Source organism: Salinisphaera orenii subsp. halophila YIM 95161, assembly GCF_003732545.1.
In the GTDB taxonomy this organism is placed as follows: Bacteria; Pseudomonadota; Gammaproteobacteria; order Nevskiales; family Salinisphaeraceae; genus Salinisphaera; species Salinisphaera orenii_A.
Genome location: NZ_AYKF01000077.1, coordinates 39,811 through 63,076 on the forward strand (window position 1 = coordinate 39,811; position 23,266 = coordinate 63,076).

The 23,266-nt window shown below is 68.8% G+C and carries 18 protein-coding genes; 16 read left to right on the plus strand and 2 right to left on the minus strand.

Features of this window, described 5'->3' with window-relative positions:
• Positions 1-51: 51 nt before the first annotated feature.
• From SAHL_RS08205 to SAHL_RS08215, 3 genes are read left to right on the plus strand one after another with little or no spacing between them, the layout of a single operon-like run.
• Positions 52-1,356, plus strand: a complete 1,305-nt coding sequence (locus SAHL_RS08205; protein ID WP_123590922.1) for an ATP-grasp domain-containing protein — start codon at positions 52-54, stop codon at positions 1,354-1,356.
• A complete protein-coding gene (locus SAHL_RS08210; RefSeq protein WP_123590923.1) occupies positions 1,353-3,395 on the plus strand; it encodes a CocE/NonD family hydrolase in 2,043 nt (680 codons plus the stop codon). Before SAHL_RS08205 ends, SAHL_RS08210 begins: the two co-directional genes overlap by 4 nt.
• On the plus strand, positions 3,395-4,675 hold the full coding sequence (locus SAHL_RS08215) for an ArgE/DapE family deacylase (protein WP_123590924.1): 1,281 nt from the start codon (positions 3,395-3,397) through the stop codon (positions 4,673-4,675). The genes SAHL_RS08210 and SAHL_RS08215 overlap by 1 nt, the downstream gene beginning before the upstream one ends.
• 26 nt (positions 4,676-4,701) lie before the next feature.
• On the opposite strand, the gene SAHL_RS08220 is transcribed toward SAHL_RS08215, so the two are convergent.
• Positions 4,702-6,387 (minus strand): ectoine synthase, encoded by a 1,686-nt coding sequence (locus tag SAHL_RS08220; protein WP_123590925.1) that lies wholly within the window; start codon positions 6,385-6,387, stop codon positions 4,702-4,704.
• A 535-nt stretch (positions 6,388-6,922) separates the two neighbouring features.
• On the opposite strand from SAHL_RS08220, the gene gmk reads away from it, so the two are divergent.
• The 6 genes from gmk to SAHL_RS08255 all read left to right on the plus strand — a co-directional run bounded on the left by gmk (position 6,923) and on the right by SAHL_RS08255 (position 14,800).
• Positions 6,923-7,516, plus strand: a complete 594-nt coding sequence (gene gmk / locus SAHL_RS08230) for a guanylate kinase (protein ID WP_245968454.1) — start codon at positions 6,923-6,925, stop codon at positions 7,514-7,516.
• Positions 7,517-7,586: 70 nt separating this feature from the next.
• Positions 7,587-7,952 carry a DNA-directed RNA polymerase subunit omega gene (rpoZ, locus tag SAHL_RS18395; RefSeq protein ID WP_123590928.1) on the plus strand — a complete coding sequence of 122 codons (366 nt, stop codon included), beginning with the start codon at positions 7,587-7,589 and terminating at the stop codon, positions 7,950-7,952.
• A gap of 131 nt (positions 7,953-8,083) precedes the next feature.
• On the plus strand, positions 8,084-10,246 hold the full coding sequence (locus SAHL_RS08240; protein WP_123590929.1) for a RelA/SpoT family protein: 2,163 nt from the start codon (positions 8,084-8,086) through the stop codon (positions 10,244-10,246).
• Between the two features lie 93 nt (positions 10,247-10,339).
• Complete coding sequence (locus SAHL_RS08245) at positions 10,340-10,735, plus strand: RidA family protein (protein ID WP_416235846.1); 396 nt, start codon at positions 10,340-10,342, stop codon at positions 10,733-10,735.
• A complete protein-coding gene (recG, locus tag SAHL_RS08250) occupies positions 10,713-12,836 on the plus strand; it encodes an ATP-dependent DNA helicase RecG (RefSeq protein WP_123590930.1) in 2,124 nt (707 codons plus the stop codon). The genes SAHL_RS08245 and recG overlap by 23 nt, the downstream gene beginning before the upstream one ends.
• Before the next feature lie 23 nt (positions 12,837-12,859).
• Entirely contained in the window at positions 12,860-14,800 is a 1,941-nt protein-coding gene (locus SAHL_RS08255) for a CASTOR/POLLUX-related putative ion channel (RefSeq protein ID WP_123590931.1), read from the plus strand.
• A gap of 76 nt (positions 14,801-14,876) precedes the next feature.
• On the opposite strand, the gene SAHL_RS08260 is transcribed toward SAHL_RS08255, so the two are convergent.
• Positions 14,877-15,584, minus strand: coding sequence for a ComF family protein (locus SAHL_RS08260; RefSeq protein ID WP_123590932.1), 708 nt, complete (start codon positions 15,582-15,584; stop codon positions 14,877-14,879).
• A 69-nt stretch (positions 15,585-15,653) separates the two neighbouring features.
• Between SAHL_RS08260 and bioB the strand changes: the two genes are divergently transcribed.
• The 7 genes from bioB to ctaD all read left to right on the plus strand — a co-directional run bounded on the left by bioB (position 15,654) and on the right by ctaD (position 23,255).
• Positions 15,654-16,715, plus strand: coding sequence for a biotin synthase BioB (gene bioB / locus SAHL_RS08265; protein WP_123590933.1), 1,062 nt, complete (start codon positions 15,654-15,656; stop codon positions 16,713-16,715).
• A 7-nt stretch (positions 16,716-16,722) separates the two neighbouring features.
• A complete protein-coding gene (locus tag SAHL_RS08270; RefSeq protein WP_245968455.1) occupies positions 16,723-17,925 on the plus strand; it encodes an aminotransferase class I/II-fold pyridoxal phosphate-dependent enzyme in 1,203 nt (400 codons plus the stop codon).
• Positions 17,922-18,695, plus strand: coding sequence for a pimeloyl-ACP methyl ester esterase BioH (gene bioH / locus SAHL_RS08275; RefSeq protein ID WP_123590934.1), 774 nt, complete (start codon positions 17,922-17,924; stop codon positions 18,693-18,695). Before SAHL_RS08270 ends, bioH begins: the two co-directional genes overlap by 4 nt.
• 112 nt (positions 18,696-18,807) lie before the next feature.
• Positions 18,808-19,518, plus strand: a complete 711-nt coding sequence (bioD, locus tag SAHL_RS08280) for a dethiobiotin synthase (RefSeq protein ID WP_123590935.1) — start codon at positions 18,808-18,810, stop codon at positions 19,516-19,518.
• Between the two features lie 37 nt (positions 19,519-19,555).
• Positions 19,556-20,041: a DUF2244 domain-containing protein gene (locus SAHL_RS08285; protein WP_123590936.1), complete on the plus strand. Its 486-nt coding sequence runs from the start codon at positions 19,556-19,558 to the stop codon at positions 20,039-20,041.
• A 31-nt stretch (positions 20,042-20,072) separates the two neighbouring features.
• Positions 20,073-21,590 (plus strand): cytochrome c oxidase subunit II, encoded by a 1,518-nt coding sequence (gene coxB / locus SAHL_RS08290; RefSeq protein WP_123590937.1) that lies wholly within the window; start codon positions 20,073-20,075, stop codon positions 21,588-21,590.
• A gap of 36 nt (positions 21,591-21,626) precedes the next feature.
• Positions 21,627-23,255, plus strand: a complete 1,629-nt coding sequence (ctaD, locus tag SAHL_RS08295) for a cytochrome c oxidase subunit I (protein WP_123590938.1) — start codon at positions 21,627-21,629, stop codon at positions 23,253-23,255.
• The last annotated feature ends 11 nt before the right edge of the window (positions 23,256-23,266 follow it).

The following is a 23,266-nucleotide window of genomic DNA, read 5'->3' on the forward strand; positions in this document are numbered from 1 at the left end:
CACTCGTTTCTCGAATCTTGTGCCGCGCACCGCGGCCCATGGAGCCGCCGGATGACACAGCACAATGTGTTCGTATTGGGTCTGGACATGTTCAATCGGCGCAAGCTCGAAAACACGAGCGCCGCGTCGGAGTGCCGCTTCATCGGCCTGCTGGATCCCGCCGAGATCATGGAGGCGGATCATTTTCCGATCGCCGACATGCTCGAGCGCGCCGTGGCGCAGATCGAGGCGCATGACGGCCCGCCGCATGCCGTGATCGGCTATGTGGATTTCCCGGTCAGCACGATGATCCCGATCATCGCCCGTCGCTTCGGCCTGCGCGCGCCAACGCTGGAAAGCCTGCTGCGCTGCGAGCACAAGTACTGGAGCCGTCTGGTACAGCGCGAGGTGGTGGCCGAGCATATTCCGGCCTTCGAGCTGGTGGACCCGTTCGGCGACGATCCCGCCGGTGCGCTCACGCTGGATTATCCGTTCTGGATCAAGCCCGTGAAGTCGGCCGGCTCGTTCCTGGGATTCCGGGTGGACGACCGCGAGGCCTTAGAGCACGCGCTCGCCACCATTCGCGAGCACATCGGCATCTTCGCCGAGCCGTTCGATCACATCCTGGCCCATGCCACCCTGCCGCCGGCCGTGGCCGAGGTCGGCGGGCATTACTGTATCGCCGAATCGCTGATCGGCGGCCGCCAGTGCACGCTCGAAGGCTATGTGTTCGACGGTGCGGTGCATTTCCACGGCGTCATCGACTCCATCCGCGCGCGCGACCGGCCGACGTTTCTGCGTTACCAGTATCCCTCGTGCCTGCCATCGGCCGTGACCCAGCGCATGGAGGCGATCGCGCGCACCGTGCTGGCGCATATCGAGTTCGATCAGTCGGCGTTCAACATCGAGTTCTTCTGGGACGCGGCGGCCGACCGGGTCTGGCTGCTGGAGATCAATACACGGATCGCCCAGCACCACAGCGACCTGTTCGAGAAGGTGGACGGAGTATCCAATCACGAGGTGGTGGTGGACGTGGCCCTCGGGCGGGCGCCGCGGTTCGTGCACGGCCAGGGCGAGTTCGCCTATGCCGCCTGCTGTTTTCTGCGCCACTATCGCGATGGCGTGGTCGGCCGTGTGCCGGAGGCCGCCGAGGTCGAGGCGCTGGCGGCGTCGGTTCCGGGTATGATCTTCGAACCGCATGTGGAAGCCGGCACCTGCCTGTCGGCGCTCACCCATCAGGAAACCTACAGCTATGCGCTGGCGCTGCTCTATCTCGGCGGCGACGATCCGCAGATGCTGCGTGAACGCTATCGCCTGTGCCGGCGTACGCTGAACTTCGACATCCAGCCGGTCGCCAACGAGGACACCCAGCCATGAGACGCGTGCGGATCTTTCCCAACCCGGTGCGCGAGGTCGACGGCGTCTGGATCACGATGGCCGACGGCGTGCGACTGGCCGCCCGGATATGGATGCCCGAAGACGCGGAATCCGAGCCGGTGCCCGCGATTCTGGAGTACATCCCGTACCGCAAGAGCGATCACACCCGCGCCCGGGACGACCTGAATCACCCGTATTTCGCCGGCCACGGCTATGCCTCGATCCGCGTCGACATCCGCGGCAGCGGCGACTCCGAGGGCGTGCTCACCGACGAGTACACCAGCCAGGAGCTCGAGGACGGCGTGCGCATCATCGACTGGCTGGCCGGCCAGCCGTGGTGTGACGGCAATGTCGGCATGATCGGCATCTCCTGGGGCGGCTTCAACGGCCTGCAGATCGCCGCCCTTCAGCCGGAAGCGCTCAAGGCCGTGATCACGGTCTGCTCGACCGACGACCGCTACGCCGACGACGTCCACTACATGGGCGGCTGCATGCTGCTCGACAACCTGTCCTGGGCGTCGGTGATGTTCGCCGGCAACGCCAGCCCGCCGGACCCGGCCGTGGTCGGCGACAACTGGCGGGCCATGTGGCTGGACCGGCTCAAGGGCAGCGGGCTCTGGCTGGATCAGTGGACCCGGCACCAGCACCGCGATCCGTACTGGAAACACGGCTCGGTATGCGAGGATTTCTCGCGTGTCCAATGCCCCGTATTCGCGGTCAGCGGCTGGGCCGACGGCTATTCGAACGCCGTGTTCCGGCTCCTGGCGCGGCTCGAGGCGCCCTGCAAGGGCCTGGTCGGCCCGTGGAGCCATCGCTACCCGCACCTCGGCAAGGCCGGCCCCGCCATCGGCTTTCTGCAGGAGTCGCTGCGCTGGTGGGATCACTGGCTCAAGGGCGAGGACACCGGCGTCATGGACGAGCCGGCGCTGCGCGCGTGGATGCTCGATAGCATCGCTCCCGCGCGCAGCTACGAGGTGCGCCCGGGCCGCTGGGTCGGCGAGGCCGGCTGGCCGTCGGCGCATATCGTCGAGCGCCGATTCGCTTTGGGCGACGGGACGCTGGTCGATGCCGCGGACCCTGATGCGACCGACGCCCCGACCGACGCATCGGCGCCGCGCAGCATCTGTTCGCCGCTCAAGACCGGCCTGATGGCCGGCAAGTGGTGTTCCTACGCCAACGGTCCGGATCTGGCCGGGGACCAGCGCGACGACGATGCCGGCTCGCTGGTCTTCGACACGGCGCCGCTCGCCGAACCGCTGGAGATTCTGGGGGCGGTGGTGGTCGAGCTCGAGCTCGCGGTGGACCGGCCGCTGGCCATGATCGCCGCGCGCCTCAACGACGTACGGCCCGACGGCAGCGTCACGCGCGTGACCTACGGCGTGCTCAACCTCACCCATCGCGACAGCCACGAGAACCCCGAGCCGATGGTGCCGGGCGAGCGCTATCGCGTCCGGCTCGCGCTCAACGATATCGGCCAGCATTTCCCGGCCGGCCATCGGCTGCGGCTGTCGCTGTCGTCCTCCTACTGGCCGCTGGTCTGGCCGTCGCCGGAGCCGGTGACACTCACCGTCTGGCCGTCGGCAAGCGTGCTGTGCCTGCCGGTGCGGCCACCGAACGACGCCGATCGCCGCCTGCCCGAGCTGGCCCGGCCGACCGGATCGATGCCGACGCCGAACACCGTGATCGAACCCGGCGCCAACGACTGGCAGATCGTGCACGACCTGGGCAGCGGGCGTTTCAGCCTCGACGTGACCGACGCCGAAGGCGTCTATCGTCTGGAGAACACCGACACGCAGATCGAGCAGCGCGGCACCGAGCGCTACACCGCGGTCGGCGACGACGTCCTCTCCGTCGAGGGCGAGGCCCGCTGGACGCTGGGTTTCCAACGCGAGGGCTGGCGCGTGCGCACCCATACCGAGACACATATGCGGGTCGACGCCGACTATTTCTATATCCGTGCAACGCTGATGGCCGAGGAGGACGGCGAGCCCGTCTACCACGACGAATGGAACATCAGCGTGCCCCGGCATCACGTCTGATGGACGATCGCACGACACTCATCGACGGCCAGCGGCTGCGGGAGCGGCTGGTGGACCTGGTGCGCATTCCGTCGGTGACCGGCGACGAAGAGGCCGCCATACGCCGCATCGCCGACTGGCTGAGCGCCTGCAACGCCGAGGTCGACTACTGGTATGACGGCATCGGCAAGCTGGTCGTCGACCCGGATTACCCCGGGCACGAGATCGAGCGCGCCTGGGTGCCGGTGGTCGCCGGCACCATCCGTGGGACCCGGCCCGGGCCCACTGTCCTGCTCACCGGGCATGTGGACGTGGTCCCACCGGGCGACTACAGCCAGTGGACGCGCGATCCCTTCGCCGGCGTGATCGAGGACGACCGCCTCTACGGGCGCGGCGCCTCGGACATGAAATCGGGTCTGGTCGCGGCGCTGGAGGCGTTCGAGGCGTTCGCCAGCGGCCCGCGGGATTTTCCGGGGCGGGTGGTCTTCGTCGCCGTTCCGGCGGAGGAGGACAGCGGCCTGGGCACGCTGGCGGCGATCCGACGCGGCTGGCTCGCGGATGCGGCCATCGTCACCGAGCCGACCTGCCGCAACGGCTCGCCCGAGCTCATCGTGGCCCACGCCGGGGCGATGTCCTGCGTGCTCGAGATCACCGGCCTGTCGGCCCACGCCAGCAAGCGGTTGATGGGCGAGAACGCCCTCGATCACTACCTGGCCGTGCACGCGGTGCTGAGAGAGGGCGAGCGGCGGCTCAATGCCGAAGAGCGGCATCCACTGATGCAGGATCTGAGGCTGCCATATGCGACCAGTGTGGGCACCATTCACGGGGGGACGTGGTCCTCCAGCGTGATGGACCGGCTGGAGGTCGAGGTCCGTATCGGCGTGGCGCTGTCCGAGACCACCGCCGAGGCCAAGGCCCGCTTCGAGCGCACCCTGAGCGAGGGGCTGGCGAGCGATCCCTGGCTGAGCGCGCATCCGCCGCAGGTGCGCTGGCGGGCGGCGGGGTTCGGTTCCGCCGAGACCCGGGCCGATCACCCGCTGGTGGATGCCTTGTGCGCGGCCGGCGAAGCCGTGTTCGGCGCGCAGCCCGCGGTCTCGGCCGCACCCTATGGCTGCGACATGTCGGCCTGGGTGCGCATCGGCGGCGTGCCGACGGTGGTCTACGGCCCCGGCGACATCGAGCAGGCCCACGCGCCCAACGAGTGGGTGTCGCTGGCCACCACCGAAGGGGTCGCGCGCACGCTCGTCCAGGCGACCGCCAGCCTGCTCGCCATGGAGCCGGCCGCCCTGCGCCGTCTGTAACGCGTCGCGACCCGGTACGCGGCGCGCTACTCGGCGAGCGGCGCCAGTTCGAAGTCGAGGATCTCCACCGCCTGTTCGTAGCGGCGCTGCAGCTGGCGCGGCGAACTGGCGCCGATCCACAGCAGCGCCAGGGTGTAGCTGTAGCTGTCCTGGTCCATCATCGCGGACAGTCGTTGGCCGGGTTCGGCCATGATCCGGACGACGGTATCGGGCATGAGCCGCTCGATCTCGGCCAGTTGCTGGGGCCCCGGCACGCCGGTGACGACGGCGTCCTGGTACGCCCGAATGAAGAACTTGCCGGCGCAGCTGTATTCGCCGTCGCGATGGGGCAGGCGCGGGCGGGCGCCCAGCGACAGATCGGTGGCGATCTCGTGGTGGGAGGCGCCGTCGACCTTGCGGAACAGCTCGGCGTGCGATTCCGAAATGCGCGGGTTGACCTCGAGCAGCCAGATGCGGTCGCTGTTGGCGTCCCAGAAGAACTCGACGTTGAACGGCGCGTTGTCGTAGCCGATATGCGCCATGAAGGTCTCGATGATGCGCGTCATGCGCTTACGCACCGCCGCGGGCAGCCGCGAGGGATACTGGTAGCTGGCGAACGAGGAGCCGTTGGGCTCGCGCAGTGAATCCACCGTGCCGTAGACGCGCAGCTTGCCCTTGTGGACATAGCCTTCCTGGGTGCACATGCGGCCGCCGATGATCGATTCGGCGATACAGCTGCCCCCGCCGATGCCCGCGACCTCCGGCGGCATCTGCACGCGCGACAGCAGCCGGTCGAAGGGCGCTTCGAAACGGCCGATATGGGCCCGGATCTCGGCGATCGCCTCGGACCAGTCCCGCTCGTTGCGGATCATGAACCCCAGGTACGACGAGAACGACTTGATCGGCTTGACCCAGAACGGAAACTCGAGCCCGAGTGTCGACAGGGCGTCGTTGTCGAACGGATCGAAGGCCGCGAACTGCGGAATATGCTCGGCGATGCACTGCTGCTGCTCGATCCGGCTCCAGTACTTGTGCTCGCACTTGAGCACGGCCTCCAGCGAGGCGGACGGCAGGCCGTATTCGCTGCACAGGATCGGCACCGTCGTGCTCACCGGAAAGTCGATGTAGTGGATCAGGCCGTCCACGCGGCCGGGATAGCGTTCGAGTTCGGCCCGCGCCTTGGTCAGAATGGCGTCGATGTCGTAGTGATCCTGTTCGAGCACGTCCGACGCATCGAGCAGTTTGAGGAAGTTGTAGTTCTCGGCGTTGCGAATCGAGCGCAGGCGTCCCAGATTGAAGTCGTTCAGGTTGACCACGAAGACGTTCTTCTTGCGCAGGGCGGGTCGCGCGTCGGCGGGCACCGGGAAGCCGCCCTGGTCGTCCAGCCGCTCGCCGCCGATCAGCGGCGGGGTCACCGTGCAGATCAGGCGCAGGTCCGTATGCGCATGCAGGCGGATCCGGTCGAGCGCCTCCAGGCCGTAGACGGTGCCGGGCGTGATTGGATGACGGCGCCCTTGAACCAGGTCCTCGAGTTCGCCTTCGCCCTCGATGCAGTAGGCCGATTCCAGATGATGCGGATAATCGATCAGCGTGTGGCTGCCGGCGCGCATCAGCGTGTCGTGAAGAGAATAATCGCGACCGTCGCGCGCCAGCACCAGCCGTCGGCTGGCCCAGTCACCGGTGTCGACGGTGGCTTCCGATTGCGTTATCTCGTCGAGATGTCGAACGAACATCAGTCATCACTCCAGTCGAAACGCGCCTTGCGGCGAATGGGGGTGGGCGGGTACGAGATCGCATCGGGGTCGCGCGAGACTGGGCTACAGCCGTTTTCCGCGCTGCGAACGCGCTTGCAAATGACGATCGAGAGTCGCGGGGCGCGCATCAGCACCGTATCGATAGCCCGTGGCAGGACCTGGAGACGAAACGTTGCTGTGGGCCGGAACGGCAACGACGTCACCATAGTCCTAAAATCACGGGCCGGGAAGTGGTTCCGCCGGCAGGGTGAGGGAAAGCTGACGGACCAGGCCGGCACCGACACGATCGAGCCGGATGAGGCCGCGACAGGCCCGGATGCCCGGGATGGGGCGCAATCGCGCGTGCGGCGGGCGGCCTGCTAAGATTCCGCGCCTGACGGCGCAGGCGCTGTCGGGCACGGGGCGAGATCATCGCCGCGGTTTGCCCCATGCCACGCGCCGGGCCATGGGGCGGACATATCGTCGCCGGACCGCTCGCGGGAACACATACAACGCCAGAGCATCGAGTAGCTTCTTGTCCTCGGAATCCTCCAGTACGCCGCGTCGCGGCCAGCTCTACGTCATTTCGGCGCCCTCCGGTGCCGGCAAGACGAGCCTGACCCATGCGTTGATCGATCGGCTGGCGCCGCACGGGCGCACGGTGCGGTTCTCGGTGTCCTACACCACCCGAGACGCGCGCGCCGGCGAGATCGACGGCGTGGATTATCACTTCGTCGGTATGGACGTCTTTCAGCGCATGATCGCGGCAGGGGCCTTCCTCGAGTACGCGCAGGTCTTCGATCGCTACTACGGCACCGGCGCCGCCGAGACCGAGCGCTGGCTGGCGGCGGGCCATGACGTGGTGCTGGACATTGACTGGCAGGGGGCGCGTCAGGTGCGCGAGCGCGCGTCCGAGGCGGTGACCATCTTCATCGAGCCGCCGTCCCGGGCCGAGCTCGAGCGCCGGCTGCGCGATCGCGCCTCCGACGACGATGCCGCGATCGCGCGCCGTCTGGCCGAGGCCGACGACGAGATGGCACGGGCGCACGAATACGACCATCGCGTGGTCAACGACCATTTCGATGCCGCGCTCGCGGCTCTGGAGCGGATCTTCGCCGCGGCGGCCTGACTCGCCGGGGTAGGCGCGGCGCGTCATAGGCGCTATACTGCGCGGTTTACACCCGCGCGCGAGAACACTCATGGCCCGAGTCACCGTCGAAGATTGCCTGGAGCATGTGAACAACAAGTTCGAGCTCGCCAGCATCGCATCCAAGCGCGCTCGCCAGCTTGCCCGCGGCGCGAACGCATATCTGCCGTGGGAGGACGACAAGCCGACGGTCCTGGCGCTGCGCGAGATCGCGGCCGGCGAAATCACCATCGCCATTCTCGACGAACCCGATCTGCCGCCGGTCTCGGCCAGCATGGAGACCCAGCAGCCGCCGGGTCCGAGCCCGGAAGAGCTCGAGGCCGAGGGCGAGACCCGGCTGCGCGCCGAGGAAGCGGCCGAAAAGGCCGAGCGAGCCGACAAGGCCGATGCTCAGGAAAAGCCCGACGCCGAGGAATAGCGCCGCGGCCGATGGCGCACGGCGTCTCGTGATCGAAAGGGCCGCTGGGGACAGCGGCCCTTTTTCGTTGGCGGCTCGCTCGGCCGGCGCGGGTGGTCGCCACGTCGGCGCAATCGCAGTAATCTGGAGGGATGGAGATCACCAGCGGCCTGACGCGCATACAGGGCAAGATCCGGACTTCGCGCATCTCGCGTGAGTTCGGCATCGATGCGCTCGCGGAATATCTCGAGCGCTACCTGTCGGAGCCCACCATCGCCAAGGTGCGGGCGGCCTACGAGTTCGGCGAGCGCCAGCACCGCGGCCAGTTCCGCAAGACCGGCGAGCCTTATATCTATCATCCGCTCGCGGTCGCGCGCATTCTCGCCGAGATGCGCATGGACGCGACCACGCTGATCGCCGCGATCCTGCACGACGTAATCGAGGACACCGACGCCGCGCGCGATGAGGTGTCCCAGCGCTTTGGCGCCGAGGTCGCGCATCTGGTCGACGGCGTGTCCAAGCTTGACCGGGCGCAGTTCCACAGCCGCGAGCAGGCCACCGCCGAAAGTTTCCGCAAGCTCATGCTGGCGATGACGCACGATCTGCGCGTCATCCTCGTCAAGCTGGCCGATCGGCTGCACAACATGCGCACGCTCGCCGGCATGGCGCCGCGCAAACGGACCCAGATCGCGCGCGAGACGCTCGACATCTATGCGCCGATCGCGCGGCGGCTGGGGATCAACAGCATGCGCGAGGAGCTCGAGGAGCTGGGCTTCGCCAACCTCTACCCGCGCCGCTACGACGTGCTGCGGCGGGCCAGCCGGTCGGTGACCGGCGACCGGCGCAGCCTCCTGCGCGAGATCGAGGAGACGCTGTCGCGGGCGCTGGCGGCCGAGGGTATCGGCGCCAACGTGAAGGGCCGGCGCAAGAATCTCTACAGCATCTATCGCAAGATGCGCGAGAAGCACCGGCGTTTCCTCGATGTGTTCGACCTCTACGGCGTGCGTGTGATCGTCGACGCGGTGGACGAGTGCTACCGGGCGCTGGGCATCATCCACCACCAGTACCGCCCGATCACCGAACAGTTCAACGACTTCATCGCCAACCCCAAGCTCAACGGCTATCAGTCGCTGCACACCACGGTGATGGCGCGGGGCGGAATCAAGTTCGAGGTCCAGATCCGTACGCGCGAGATGGACCAGATCGCCGAATCCGGCATCGCCGCGCACTGGCAGTACAAGCTCGGCGACCGGGCCGGCAAGCTGGGTACCCTCGACGCCGAGGAATGGCTCGGGCATCTGGCCGAGATGCACGCCGGCGAGCACGATTCGCTCACGTTCGTCGACAATCTGCGCATGGACCTGTTTCCCGACGAGGTCTATGTCTTCACCCCGCAGGGGCGCATCATCCGGCTGGCCAAGGGCGCGACCTGCGTCGATTTCGCCTACGCCGTGCACACGGAGCTGGGCGATCGCTGCGTGGCGGCCCGCGTCGACGGCAATCTCGCGCCGCTGAACAGCCAGCTCGAATCCGGGCAGACGGTCGAGGTCATCACCGCCAAGCACGCCCGTCCGAACGCGGCCTGGCTGCATTTCCTCAAGACGGCCAAGGCGCGCAACGGAGTGCGCAACTTCCTCAAGAACCAGCGCGAGGACAAGGCCCAGCGCCTGGGCGAGCGGTTGCTGGACAAGGCGCTCGCCGATCTCGGCCTGTCCCTGCGCCGGTTGTCGCGGTCCGACATCGACCGCGGGCTGGCGGAGATGGAAGAGCCCAGCCTGCCGGCGCTGTACACCGCGATCGGCCTCGGGCGCCGGCTGGCGCCGCTGGTCGCGCGGCACTTTCTTACCAGCGATGCGCCGATCGCGAAGAACCGGCGTGCCAAGCCGCTGGCGGTCGAGGGTACCGAGGGGCTTGTGGTCGAGTTCGCCAAGTGCTGCCATCCGGTACCGGGCGACGCCATCCACGGCCAGGCGAGCGTGGGCCGGGGCCTGGTGGTTCACCGCTTCGGCTGTGCCTACTCGGCTCGCAAGGGCGCCTCCGCGGATCGTGTCGAGCTGACCTGGGCGGACAACGTCAGCGGCGAGTACGACGTCGAACTGCGCGTGACCGCGAGCAACAAGCGCGGCCTGCTCGCCAATCTCACGGCCAAGTTCGCCGATGCCGACTGCAACATCGAACACATCGAGTTCCCCGAGTCCAGCGGCGCCCTCATCACTATCCGTTTTCTGATCGACGTGCGCGATCGACACCATCTGGCCGGCATCATCCGGCGGGTGCGTCGTATCCCGGCAGTGGAGAAGGTCGAGCGTTTCTAAGCGCGTTGCACGCCCGCCGTGCCGGCCGCAGGGTGCCGGGCGGCGGCCGGCTGTGGGACAATCGAGCACCGCTTTTTCGACGCCGACGCGATCATGATTCAGCCGATCACCCATCAGATCATCGACACCAAGAGCGCCCCGAGCGCGATCGGGCCGTATTCACAGGCCGTCAAGGCCGGCGATGCGGTCTACATCTCGGGCCAGATCCCGCTCGACCCGGCCAGCGGCGATCTGGTCGACGGCGACATCGACGCCCAGATCGAGCGTGTGTTCGACAATCTGGAGGCGGTGGCCGAGGCCGCGGGCGGATCGCTCGCCCACGTGGTCAAATTCACGATCTATCTCACCGACATCGACGATTTCCCCCGGGTCAATGCGCTGATGGAGCGCAAGCTGCAAAAGCCCTATCCGGCGCGGGCCGCGGTCGGGGTCGCGGCCCTGCCCAAGGGGGCGCGCGTGGAGGCCGATGCCATCCTCGCGCTCGGCTGAGGCGCCGGCCTCGACCCGCCGTCGGGTAGCGCGGGCCGACGACCCCTGCCGGCGCCTGGACGGCGTCGGCCCCAAGCTCGCCGAGCGACTCGCGGCGCTCGGCATCGAGTGTGTCGGCGACGTGCTGCTGCACCGACCGCTGCGCTACGAGGACCGTAGCGTTGTCACGCCGGTCGCGGCGCTGGTCATGAATCGTCCCGCGCTGGCGGTCGTGCGTGTCGACGCCGCCGAGATCCGGCACGGCCGCCGGCGCAGCCTGCTGGTCAGCTGCAGTGACGGCGACGCGCGCCTGTGGCTGCGATTCTTCCATTTCGCGCCCGCCCAGCAGGCCCGCTTCGCGCCGGGCGTCTGGGTGCGGGTGTTCGGCGAGCCGCGCGCCGGCGTCTACGGCGTGGAGATGGTGCATCCCGAATATCAGATCGTCGCCGATGCGGCCGCGGGCCACGCCATCGAGCCCGAGCTGCGGCCCATCTACCCCACGGCCTCGGGCGTGTCCCAGAAGCGTCTGTTCGACATGACCGGGCAGGCGCTGGCCCTGCTGGATACGCCCGGTTTCTGGCCCGAGGCGCTGCCCGCGGATCTGGTCGCGGGGTTCGATGTCTGCGAGTCCGCCGCCGCGCTGCGCCGCATCCATCGTCCGGGGCCGGCGGATGATACCGCGGCGCTGGTCGCGGGCAGTCATCCGGCGGTGGCGCGCCTGGCCTTCGAGGAGCTGCTGGGCCATCAGCTGGGCCTGCGCTCGCGCCGGCGCCGGGTCAAGGCCGAGAACGCGCCGCCGCTCGGGGACGCCGGTCGCGGGCTCGCGCCGTTGTTCGCCCAGCTCGGCTTCGAGCCCACCGCCGCCCAGCGCCGGGTGATCGGCGAGATGCTCGCCGACATGGCGCTGCGCCACCCGATGCTTCGGCTGATCCAGGGCGATGTCGGCTCGGGCAAGACCGTGGTCGCGGCGGCGGCGGTGCTGACCGCGGCGGAGAACGGCTGGCAGGCGGCGTTCATGGCGCCGACCGAGCTGCTGGCCGAGCAGCACGCGGCGAGCCTGGCGCGCTGGCTGGAGCCGCTGGGCGTCCCGGTCTGGCTGGTCACCGGGAAGCGGCGGCGCGACGAAGCTCTGGTTGCGACCATCGACGCCGGCACGCCCGGGGTGGCGGTCGGCACCCACGCGCTGTTTCAGGAGGCGCTGACCTTCGGCCGGCTGGGACTGTGCGTGGTCGACGAACAGCACCGCTTCGGGGTGAATCAGCGCCTGGCCCTGCGCAACAAGGCCGATCGCGGCGGGCTGACCGCACATCAGCTGATCATGACCGCGACCCCCATTCCGCGCACGCTCGCCATGAGCGCCTATGCCGATCTGGACACCTCGGTGATCGACGAGCTGCCGCCCGGGCGCACGCCCGTGGTGACGGTCGCCGTGCCCAACACCCGCCGCGACGAGGTGATTGAGCGCATCGGCCGGGCCGTGGCGGCGGGGCGACAGGTCTACTGGGTGTGCACGCTCATCGAGACCAGCGAGAAGCTCGAGGCCCAGGCCGCCGAGGCCGCGGCGGAGGCGCTGTCGACCGCGCTCGACGGCGTCCGGGTCACGCTCGCCCACGGCCGCATGAAGGCCGAGGCCAAGGCCCGCGCGATGAGCGCCTTCAAGGAGGGACGCATCGATGTGCTGGTCGCGACCACGGTGATCGAGGTCGGCGTGGACGTGCCCAACGCCTCGCTGATGATTATCGAGAATGCCGAACGCCTGGGCCTGGCGCAGCTGCACCAGCTGCGCGGCCGGGTGGGGCGCGGCTCGGTCGACAGCCATTGTGTGCTGCTCTACCAGCCGCCGCTGTCGGAAACCGCCCGCCGCCGGCTGTCGGCCCTGCGCGAGACCACCGACGGCTTCGCGATCGCGCGCGCCGACCTGGAACTGCGCGGCCCGGGCGAGGTGCTGGGCACGCGCCAGACCGGCGCCGCCGCGTTCCGGGTGGCCGACCTCTTGCGCGACGCCGCACTGGCCGAGCGGGCGCTCGCGGTTGCCGACGACGTGCTCGTCTATCATCCGCGCGAGGCCGAGCGGCTGATCGAACGCTGGGCCGGGGCGCGCGACGGCTACGCGCGCGTCTGAAATATGGTCATGGGAGCCGCGGCATGCGCCTGATCACGCGTCTGCGCCATCTGATCCAGTTCAAGCTCGAGCAGTTCATCCTGCGCGGCGTGGTCTCCCGGCTCATGGTGATCGCGCTGGCCATGGCCCTGATCGCGCTCGGCGCCGGTCTGCTCGTCTACAGCGCCGGACCGGACGCGGCCTACGATGACCCGGGGGCGGCGGTGTGGTGGGCCTTCCTGCGGCTGACCGATTCCGGCTATCTCGGCGACGACCAGAGCACGCTGCTGCGCAGCGTGTCCACCGTGCTGACGGTGCTGGGCGTGGTGCTGTTCGTCGGCGCGCTGATCGCGACCATGACCCAGTGGCTCAACGACACCATCGAGACGTTGGAGGCCGGCTATACGCCGATCGCCCAGAACAATCACCTGCTCATCCTCGGCTGGAACAACCGCACCGCGCGGATGGTCGAGCAGGTGCTCGCCTCGGAAGGCCGGGTGGCGCGCTTTCTCAGCCGGCACGGCGGCCGGCGCCTGCATATCGTGATTCTGGCCGAGCGCGTCTCCCAGGCCATGGTGCAGGAGCTCAAGGACCGGCTCGGCCCCCGCTACGATCCGCGTCGCATCACGCTGCGTTCGGGGACGCCCCTGCGCGCGGACCACCTCAAGCGGGTCGATTTCGGCCACGCGGCCGCCGTGCTGCTCCCGGGACGGGAGTTCGAGCGCGAGGGCGCGCCCGATGAGGCCACCATCAAGACGCTGATGAGTGCGGCGACCGCCGACGCGGAGACGCTGCCGCTGATGGTCACCGAGATCCTGGACGCCAGCCATCTCGAGACGGCGGGGCGGGCCTATCCGGGGCCCGCCGAGTTCATCGGTACCGCCCTGATCGTCAGCCGCCTGCTGGCCCAGAATGCCCGGCATCCCGGCCTGTCCTGGGTCTATAACGAGTTTCTCGACGGCGTCGGCAGCCAGATATTCGTGCGCGAATGTCCGAGCCTGGCCGGCGAGCGGCTGGTCGACGTCGCGGCCTGCTTCGAGCGGGCGGTGCTGCTGGGCGCGGCGCGCGACGGCCATCTGGTGCCGCTGCACGCGCGTGACGACGATCGCGTGGAGGCCGACGACCGGCTGGCATTCATCGCCGCGAGCTTCGAGGACTGTCGGCCCACCGCGCCGGTGCAGGCGCTGGCGACGCCGGATCCGGTGGCGCGTTCGGCGCGCGCGGCGCGGCGCGCGGGCCACCGGCGGGTGCTGGTGCTGGGCTGGAACCGCAAGGTGCCGGCGCTGCTGGCCGAGTTCGACGCCTATCGGCGCGAGACGGTGGCCCTCGATGTCTTCTCGCAGCTGGCGACCGATGTCCGTGACCGCGAGCTCGAACGCACGGGCGCGGTGTTCGCGCATGCGGCGGTGCGCCAGCTCGAGGGCGATTTGACGGCCTATCATGACGTGGGCCGCCTGGCGCCGGCCGACTACGACACCATCATCCTCGTGGCCAGCGATTGGCTCGGTTCGGCCGAGGCCGCCGATGCGCGCGTGCTCATGGCGTATCTCGTGCTCTCGCGGCTGCTCGAGAGCGCCGACCGGCCGCCGCGGATCCTGGTCGAGACGCTGTCCGCCGACAATGCCGGTCTGTTCGAGGCGCCCCACGTCGAATGCCTGATTTCGCCGGATCTGCAGTCGAGCATGCTGACCCAGATCGCGCTGCGTCGCGAGCTGCACTGGGTGATGGAGGAGGTGTTCGGCGCCGGCGGTGCGGAGATCGCCTTTCGCGACGCGCAGGCGCTGGGCGTGGCCGCTCGCGGTGTCGACTTCGCCGCGCTGCAGGGCCAACGCGCGGCCGAGGACGAGATCCTGCTCGGGGTGATGCGCGGGGCGGGCGGCGCGGCCCGGCTGGAGCTTAACCCCGCCGACAAGCAGGCGGATCTCGAACTGGCGGCCGGCGACGAGCTCGTCGTGCTGGCCGTGCCGTCCCCGCCCGCCGCCTGAACGCGGGACGATCGGTGGGGCCGGCGATGCGTCTCGCCTCGCACGCCGGCGGCACCCGGCCGCCGCAGCGGCCCGCTCAGGCGCGCCCCACGCAATAGAGCGTGATCCGCTGCGCGCCCGCCCGCCGCAGCGCGTCGGCGAGCGCTGCGGCGGTCCGCGTGGTGGTGACCACATCGTCGACGATGGCCACGTGCGCGGCCGGCGACGGCCCACGACAGGCGAAGGCGCCGCGAACATTGGCGGCGCGGCTGCCGGCCGGCAGTTCACGCTGGGGCGGCGTGTCGCGAACGCGTGCCGCGGCGCGCGGGTTCACCGGTCGGTCGAGCGCATGCGCCAGCCGTTCCGCGATCAACGTGGCCTGGTTGAAGCCCCGACGGCGCAGGCCGGCCGGATGGAGCGGCACCGGCACGAGCGCGTCGGGCCGTTCGGATTCCGGCGTCGCCCGCGCAATCCGTGCGCCGAGCAGATCGCCGAGCACGCGCGCATGGGCGAGCGCGCCGTTGAATTTGAGCCGGGCGATCAGCCAGCGCGCCGGCTCGTCATAGTGGAATGCGGCCACGGCGTGCTCGAAGCGGGGCGTCGGCCGGCAGTGACGACAGTGCGCGGTCCGCGCATCGCCGGGCAGCGGCAGGGCACAGCCGGCACAGGCGCGATCCAGCCAGGGCAGCTCGGCCCGACAGCCGCTGCAGATCGCGGGATCCAGCGGCGCCGGGGCGCGGCAGAGTACGCAGCGCGGACCGACGATCGCCGACTGGATGATTTTGCACCAACGGTCAATTTTCATTTCTTTTTTGATTTGACAGCCGCGCGGCGCTCGCCAAAGCTATACGGACATTTCACTGCCGATCCTGCCATGTCCGAGACCGCCGCCGCGCACGCGCCGCGCCACGACTGGAGCCACGAGGAAGTCGTCGCCCTGTTCGCGCTGCCCTTCACCGATCTCATCTGCCGCGCTCAGCAGGCGCACCGCGCGCATTTCGATGCCAACGCCGTGCAGCTGTCGACGCTGATGTCGATCAAGACCGGCGCCTGCCCGGAGGACTGTGCCTACTGCCCGCAGAGCGTGCGCTTCGATACCGGCCTGGAGCGCGAGGCGCTGCTGCCGTTGGAACAGGTGCGCGATGCGGCGCGCCGTGCAAAGGGCGCGGGCGCGACCCGTTTCTGCATGGGCGCGGCCTGGCGCAGCCCGAAGGATCGCGATCTGGCGAAGGTCATCGACATGGTCCAGGCGGTCAAGAACGAGGGCCTGGAGACCTGTGTGACGCTGGGCATGCTCAAGGCCCGCCAGGCCGAGCAGCTCAAGGAAGCGGGCCTCGACTACTACAACCACAACCTCGACACCTCGCCCGAGTACTACGAGGACATCATCAGCACGCGCACCTACGCCGATCGTCTGGACACGCTCGAGCACGTGCGCGAGGCCGGCCTGAAGGTGTGCTGCGGCGGCATCGTCGGCATGGGCGAGGCGCCGGCCGACCGCGCCGAACTGCTGCGCCAGCTGGCCAATCTGCCCGAGCATCCGCAGAGCGTGCCGATCAACAATCTGGTGCAGGTCGAGGGCACGCCGCTGCACGGCGTCGATCCGATCGACGAACTGGATTTCGTGCGCACGATCGCGGTCGCCAAGATCATGATGCCGGCGTCCTATGTACGCCTGTCTGCCGGCCGCGAAGAAATGTCGGAGGCGACCCAGACGCTGTGCTTTCTGGCGGGCGCGAACTCGATCTTCTACGGCGATCAGCTGCTGACCACGAGCAACCCCGAACATCTCAAGGATCTGGCCCTGCTCGACAAGCTCGGCATGGCGCCCGAAGCCTCGCCCAAGTACAGCGATATCGGCCCCGCCGAGGCGCCGAGCGCCGACCACGCGCCACAGGCCGAGCGGGCCGCGGCGCGGGCGGCCGAAGCCGGCTGAACACGACGTGAGGCTGGCCGAGCATTGCCGTGAGCGTCTGGCTACGATCCGTGCCGCCGATCGCTTTCGTCGGCGGCGGGTGATCGAGGGTGCCCACGGCCCCGAGGTCGTGGCCGACGGGCGCCGCTGCATCAATTTCTGCAGCAACGACTATCTTGGTTTGGCCGCCGATCCGACGCTGTCGCGTCGGCTGGCCGCGGCCGCGGGCGATGTCGGCACCGGCAGCGCGGCCTCGCAGCTGGTCACCGGCCACAACGCCGAGCACGCCGCGCTCGAAGCCGAGCTGGCCGAGTGGGTCGGGCGCGAGCGCGCGCTCGTCTTCGCCACGGGTTATGCCGCCAATGTCGGCGTGGTCAGCGCGCTGATGGGCAAGCGCGATCACATCGTGGCCGATGCGCTCAATCACGCGTCCCTGATCGACGGCGCACGGCTGTCGGGCGCGGCCAAGCATGTCTACGCCCATGCCGACGCCGGCGCGGCGGACGCGGCCCTGCAGGCCTGCGAGGGCGGCAACCGGCTGCTGGTGACCGACAGCGTGTTCTCGATGGACGGCGATACCGCGCCCCTTGCCGCGCTCGCCGCCAGTGCACAGGCGCGCGACGCCTGGCATGCGGTCGACGATGCCCACGGCCTCGGCGTATTCGGCCCGGCTGGTGCCGGGCGCGTCGCTGAAGAGGGGCTGGGCAGTGACCGTGTGCCGCTGCTGCTGGCGACGCTCGGCAAGTCGGTCGGCGCGGCCGGGGCGTTCGTGGCCGGTGACGACGACGTGATCGAGGCGATCCTGCAGAGCGCGCGTTCGCTGATATTCTCCACCGCGCCGCCGCCGGCCCTGGCCGCGGCGGCTCACGCGGGCGTGGCGAGCGCGCGCACCGGCGACGATCGCCGTCGGCATCTGCACGGGCTGATCGCGCGTTTTCGCCGCGGCGCGGCCGAGCTCGACCTGCCGCTTGAGACGTCGGACAGCCCCATTCAGCCGCTGGTGCTGGGCGCCGAGGCGCGAGCGCTGACGCTCAGCGATGCGCTGCTCGCCCGCGGTTACCTGGTCGGGGCGATTCGTCCGCCGACGGTCGCGCCGGGCACGTCGCGCTTGCGCGTCACGCTCACGGCCGGCCACAGTGCGGCCCAGGTGGACGGGCTGCTGGCGGCGCTGTCCGATGCGATTCACGACGGGGCGGCCCGCCGCCGCAGTCCCGCACGAGAGAGTGCATGACGCTGAACATCCGCAGTCAGGGGCACGGCCCCGATGTGGTCTTCCTGCACGGCTGGGGTCTGTCCGGGCGGATCTGGCAGCCGCTGGCCGACCGCCTGTCCGACGTGATGCGCTGCCATCTGGTCGATCTGCCCGGCCACGGCGACAGCCCCGGCGGTTACGCCGGGCTCAATAACTGGGCGGATGCCGTCGCCTCGGGAATCGAGCGGCCGGCGGTGGTGGTGGGCTGGTCGCTCGGCGGCCTCGTGGCGCTGGCCATGGCGCGGCGTTGGCCCGATCGGGTGCGCGCGCTCGCGCCGGTGGCGTCGCTGCCGCGCATGGTGCGCGAACCGGATTGGTCCTGGGGCATGAAGTCGAGCGCGATCGAAGCCACCCGCCGCGGTCTGAACGAGGACTTCTCCACAACGCTCAGCGAGTTTCTGATGCAGCAGGTACTGGGCGAACCCGGTGCGGCCCGCGCCGTGCGCAGCCTGCGCAACGATCTCATCGATCGGCCGCCGCAGCGCAGCGCGCTGGAGCGCGGACTCGACATTCTCTTCGAGGCGGATTTTCGCGAAACGCTGTCCGCCATCGATTGCCCGGCGTTGTGGATCGCCGGGGCGCGCGACCGTCTCGCGCATCCGGACGGCGTGGCTTGGGCGGCCGCGCAGATGCCCCGGGGCGAGTGCTGGCGGGTCGAGCGGGCCGCGCACGCGCCGTTCGTCTCCCATGAGAAGCGCTTCGCCGAACGCCTGCTGGCGTTCGTCCGGGCCAGCGAGCCGGTGGCGTGAGCGCGCGGATCGTTCGGCGTCGAGACCTTGACGCGTCGCGGCGGGGCGTTCGCCGCGCCGATCGCGCGCGGTTGCGCCATTCGCGTCGCGGCCCGCGCGCCGGGCCGGCGACATGACCGCGCGCACGCTGTTCGTCACCGGTACGGATACCGAGATCGGCAAGACCCGTATCAGCACGGCGCTGCTTCGCGGACTGCGCGGCGTCGGCCAGAGGGCGGTCGGCTACAAGCCGGTGGCCAGCGGCTGCGTGGCGGGTGCCGAGGGTCTGCGCAACGAGGACGCCCTCGCGCTGCAGGCCGCGGGGACGCCGGGCTGGGACTACGATGCGATCAATCCCTATGCCTTCGGGCCCGCGATCGCGCCCCACATCGCGGCCGCCGACGCCGGCGCGACCGTGGACCGGGCGGTGCTCGACGCCGGCCACGACGCGCTGGCCGCCGCCAGTGACTGGGTGGTCGTGGAAGGCGCGGGCGGCTGGTACGTGCCGCTGTCGGATACGCTCGACTTCGCCGACTGGGTCGCCGCGCGCGGCTGGCCGGTGCTGCTGGTGGTCGGCATGCGGCTGGGCTGCGTCAATCACGCGCTGCTGTCCGCGCACGCGATCGCCGTCCGCACGCGTCTGGTCGGCTGGATCGCCAACACACTGCCGCCCGAGCAGCCGCGCCTGGCGGCCAACCTGGCCTGCCTCGAAGCGCGCATGCCGGCCCCTTTGGTGGCGCGGGTGGACATGGATCCGGCGCCCGACTTCACGCTGAATCCGGCGCTCTGGTTTGCGCGTACATACCCACAGGGGTATAAAACCCGAAGTTTGCCAGCGGTATAGCGCTTCGCATAAACTCTCGGCCGGAGGATACGGCGGGATGTCGACCGGACTGCACAGCGAACATTCCGTACGACGTCTGGTGATCGCACCGAACGGTTCGATGACCGTGGCTCAGGCGCAATGGTTCTTTCTGGGCATGTGCGTCGTGTCGTTCGGCGTGGCCGGCGTGATGACCGTCTGGGGGCTGTGGCTGATATGGCCGTTCGCCGGACTCGAGATGGCGGCGCTGGGCGCGGGGCTCTATGCGAGTCTGCGGGACAACGGGTATCGCGAAGTGATTTCGGTCTATCCGGATCACATCGAGGTCGAGGCCGGACGGAACGAACCACAGCGGCGATGGGAGTTTCCGCGACTGCTCACGCAGGTGCGGCTTTCGCCCGGTGTGAATCGAAACAGCCCGAGCCGTCTGCTGCTCACGCGGCACGGTCACGGCTGTGAACTGGGGCGCTGCCTGACCGACGAGGAGCGCGCCGAGGTCGCCGAGCGGCTCAAGTCGTGGGTCACCGCGACCGAGCTGCCGTAGGCCGGACTGGGCGGATATACAGAGAGTGATTATGAAGAAGATCAGCATGCTGTCTCGTTGGGGTCTGGGGGCGCTCGGTGCGCTGGCCATGGCGCCGGCCCACGCCGAATGGACGCTCAACATGGGCCGCGGCGTGACCGACCTGACCGACGACGTCTTCGGTCTGCACATGCTGATCTTCTGGATCTGCGTGGTCATCGGCATCGGCGTGTTCGGCGCGATGCTGTATTCGGTGATCGTGCACCGCAAGGCGCGCGGCTTCGAGGCCGCGCACTTCCACGAATCCACGGTCGTCGAGATCGCGTGGACGGTGGTGCCGTTCATCATCCTGATCGCGGTCGCGATTCCCGCCGCCGGTACGCTGCTGCAGATCGAGGACAGCAGCGATCCGGACATGACCATTCGCGTGACCGGCTACCAGTGGCTCTGGGAGTACGATTACGTCGACGAGGACGTGAGTTTCTTCAGCCGCATCGATCGCGAGAGCGACCGCGCGCGCCAGCTCGGTTCCGGGATCGATCCCGCGGGCGTCGAGCATTATCTGCGCAACGTGGACAATCCGATGGTCGTGCCGGTCGATACCCGGGTCCGGCTGCTGCTGACGTCCGGCGACGTGATCCACTCCTGGTGGGTGCCCGAACTCGGCGGCAAGAAGGACGCGATTCCGGGCTATATCAACGACATGTGGTTCGAGGCCAACGAGACGGGGACCTATCGCGGCCAGTGCGCGGAGCTCTGCGGGCGCGGTCACGCGTTCATGCCGATCGTGGTGAAGGTGGTGTCCCAGTCCGAGTACGACGAGTGGGTCGCGGAGCAGGGCGGCGACGCCGGCTCCGAGGGCGAGCTTGCCACCGGTCAGCCCTCGCCGGACGAGGCCAGCGCCGACGAGGCCACTTCGAGCGAGGAGAGTCCGACCGCCGGCAACGCCACCGAAGGGCGCACCGAGGACGACAGCGAGGATCAGCCGGAAGAGGCCGAGGAGAGCATGGTCGGCTCGGGTGAAGAGGACGAAGGCAGCGAGCCCGCCACCGGCGACGAGCAGGATTCGGACGCGGACGAGGCCTCGGATGACAGCGGTTCCGATGACGGCGGTTCGGAAGAATCCGATTCGGCCGATCAGGACGCCGGTGGCGACAGCGAGGAGGCCGCCGCCTCGAGTGGTTCCGACAATGGCTCGAACGGTGGTTCGGGTGACGAGGACGAGGGCAGCGGCGGTGACGCCGCGGGCGACGGCTCGGACGAGGTCTCGAAGGACGAGCTGATGAGCGAGGGCGAGACGGTGTATGCCGACCTCTGCGCCGCCTGTCATCAGCCGGACGGCAGTGGCATGCCCTCGGCCGGCTTCCCCGCCCTCAAGGACGGCGCGATCACCACCGGGCCCGTCGAGGCGCACGTGGCGCAGGTTCTCGACGGCAAGGGCGCTATGCCGCCTTACAAGGGTTCGCTCAGCGATCGCGAGATCGCCGCAGTCGTGACCTACGAGCGCAATTCGTTCGGCAACAGTACGGGCGACGTCATCCAGCCGTCCCAGGTTGCCGAGCAGCGATAGCACAGGCCCCGTGAACGGCGGCCCAGGAGATACGCGATGAGCACTGTCAATCCGACCGATACCCATCATCACGACGACCATCATCACGGTCCGGTCACGCTGGCCGACGGGGTGTGGCCGTGGATGAAGCGCTGGATCGGCACGACGAACCACAAGGATCTGGGTACGCTCTACCTGATCTTCTCGTTCACGATGCTGTTCATCGGCGGGCTCATGTCGCTGGTGATCCGGGCCGAGCTGTTCGCGCCGGGCATCCAGTTCGTCGATCCGGCCTTCTACAACGAGATGATCACCCTGCATGCGCTGGTGATGATCTTCGGCGGGGTGATGCCGGCGTTCGTCGGTCTGGCCAACTGGATGGTGCCGATGATGATCGGCTGCTCCGACCTGGCGCTGCCGCGTGTGAACAACTGGGGTTTCTGGATCCTGCCGTTCGCCTTCACCATGCTGCTCGGCACGCTGCTCGTTCCCGGCGGCGCGCCGGCTTCGGGCTGGACCATGTATCCGCCGCTGGTGATGCAGACCGGTGCCGCGCTGCCGCTGATGGTGTTTGCGCTCCATCTGGCCGGTATCTCGTCGATCACTGGCGCGATCAATATCGTGGTCACCATTCTGAACATGCGCGCGCCGGACATGCCGCTGCTCAAGATGCCGCTGTTCGTCTGGACGTGGTTGATCACCGCCTATTTGCTGATCGCGGTCATGCCGGTACTCGCCGGTGCGGTCACCATGATCCTGACCGACCACTTCTTCGGTACCACGTTCTTCGACGCGGCCGGTGGCGGTGACCCGGTGCTGTTCCAGCATATCTTCTGGTTCTTCGGGCATCCCGAGGTATACATCATGATTCTGCCGGCCTTCGGCATCGTCTCCACGATCATTCCGGCGTTCGCGCGTAAGCCCCTGTTCGGGCATGACTCGATGGTCTATGCCGTGGCCTCGATCGCGTTCCTGTCGTTCATCGTGTGGGCGCACCACATGTTCACGGTGGGCATGCCGGTGTCGGCGGAACTGTTCTTCATGTTCGCGACCATGCTGATCGCGGTGCCCACGGGCGTGAAGGTGTTCAACTGGGTCGCGACCATGTGGCGCGGGTCCATGACGTTCGAAACGCCCATGCTGTTCGCGCTGGGCTTCGTGGTGCTGTTCACGATCGGCGGCTTCTCCGGGCTGATGCTGGCGCTCACGCCGGTGGACTTCCAGTATCACGACTCCTACTTCGTGGTCGCGCACTTCCACTACGTGCTGGTGCCGGGCGCGATCTTTTCGATCATCGCCGCCATCTACTACTGGATCCCCAAGTGGACCGGCGTGATGTACAACGAGAAGCTCGGCCAGTTCCATTTCTGGTGGAGCGCGGTGTGGATCAACGTGCTGTTTTTCCCGCAGCATTTCTTGGGGCTGGCGGGCATGCCGCGCCGCATCCCGGACTACGCGGTGCAGTTCACCGACTTCAACATGGTCTCCTCGGTCGGGGCGTTCATGTTCTTCATCGGGCAGTTCGTGTTCATCTACAACATGATCATGTGCATGCGCGGTTCGGGCACGAAGGCCACGGGCCGGGTCTGGGAAGGCGCGCGGGGTCTCGAGTGGACGGTCGCCTCGCCGGCGCCGTATCACACCTTCGAGACGCCGCCGAAGATCGATCCGCGCGAGATGGCGTGACCGGCGCATCG

Excerpts from the sequence above, each read along its gene's own strand:
- recG (WP_123590930.1), top strand. The coding sequence starts at position 10,713 with ATGCCATCCTCGCGCTCGGCTGAGGCGCCGGCCTCGACCCGCCGTCGG.
- bioH (WP_123590934.1), top strand. The coding sequence starts at position 17,922 with ATGACGCTGAACATCCGCAGTCAGGGGCACGGCCCCGATGTGGTCTTC.
- coxB (WP_123590937.1), top strand. The coding sequence starts at position 20,073 with ATGAAGAAGATCAGCATGCTGTCTCGTTGGGGTCTGGGGGCGCTCGGT.
- rpoZ (WP_123590928.1), top strand. The coding sequence starts at position 7,587 with ATGGCCCGAGTCACCGTCGAAGATTGCCTGGAGCATGTGAACAACAAG.
- SAHL_RS08220 (WP_123590925.1), bottom strand. The coding sequence starts at position 6,387 with ATGTTCGTTCGACATCTCGACGAGATAACGCAATCGGAAGCCACCGTC.
- ctaD (WP_123590938.1), top strand. The coding sequence starts at position 21,627 with ATGAGCACTGTCAATCCGACCGATACCCATCATCACGACGACCATCAT.
- bioB (WP_123590933.1), top strand. The coding sequence starts at position 15,654 with ATGTCCGAGACCGCCGCCGCGCACGCGCCGCGCCACGACTGGAGCCAC.
- SAHL_RS08215 (WP_123590924.1), top strand. The coding sequence starts at position 3,395 with ATGGACGATCGCACGACACTCATCGACGGCCAGCGGCTGCGGGAGCGG.
- SAHL_RS08210 (WP_123590923.1), top strand. The coding sequence starts at position 1,353 with ATGAGACGCGTGCGGATCTTTCCCAACCCGGTGCGCGAGGTCGACGGC.
- SAHL_RS08255 (WP_123590931.1), top strand. The coding sequence starts at position 12,860 with ATGCGCCTGATCACGCGTCTGCGCCATCTGATCCAGTTCAAGCTCGAG.
- SAHL_RS08245 (WP_416235846.1), top strand. The coding sequence starts at position 10,340 with ATGATTCAGCCGATCACCCATCAGATCATCGACACCAAGAGCGCCCCG.
- SAHL_RS08260 (WP_123590932.1), bottom strand. The coding sequence starts at position 15,584 with ATGAAAATTGACCGTTGGTGCAAAATCATCCAGTCGGCGATCGTCGGT.
- SAHL_RS08285 (WP_123590936.1), top strand. The coding sequence starts at position 19,556 with ATGTCGACCGGACTGCACAGCGAACATTCCGTACGACGTCTGGTGATC.
- SAHL_RS08240 (WP_123590929.1), top strand. The coding sequence starts at position 8,084 with ATGGAGATCACCAGCGGCCTGACGCGCATACAGGGCAAGATCCGGACT.
- SAHL_RS08205 (WP_123590922.1), top strand. The coding sequence starts at position 52 with ATGACACAGCACAATGTGTTCGTATTGGGTCTGGACATGTTCAATCGG.
- bioD (WP_123590935.1), top strand. The coding sequence starts at position 18,808 with ATGACCGCGCGCACGCTGTTCGTCACCGGTACGGATACCGAGATCGGC.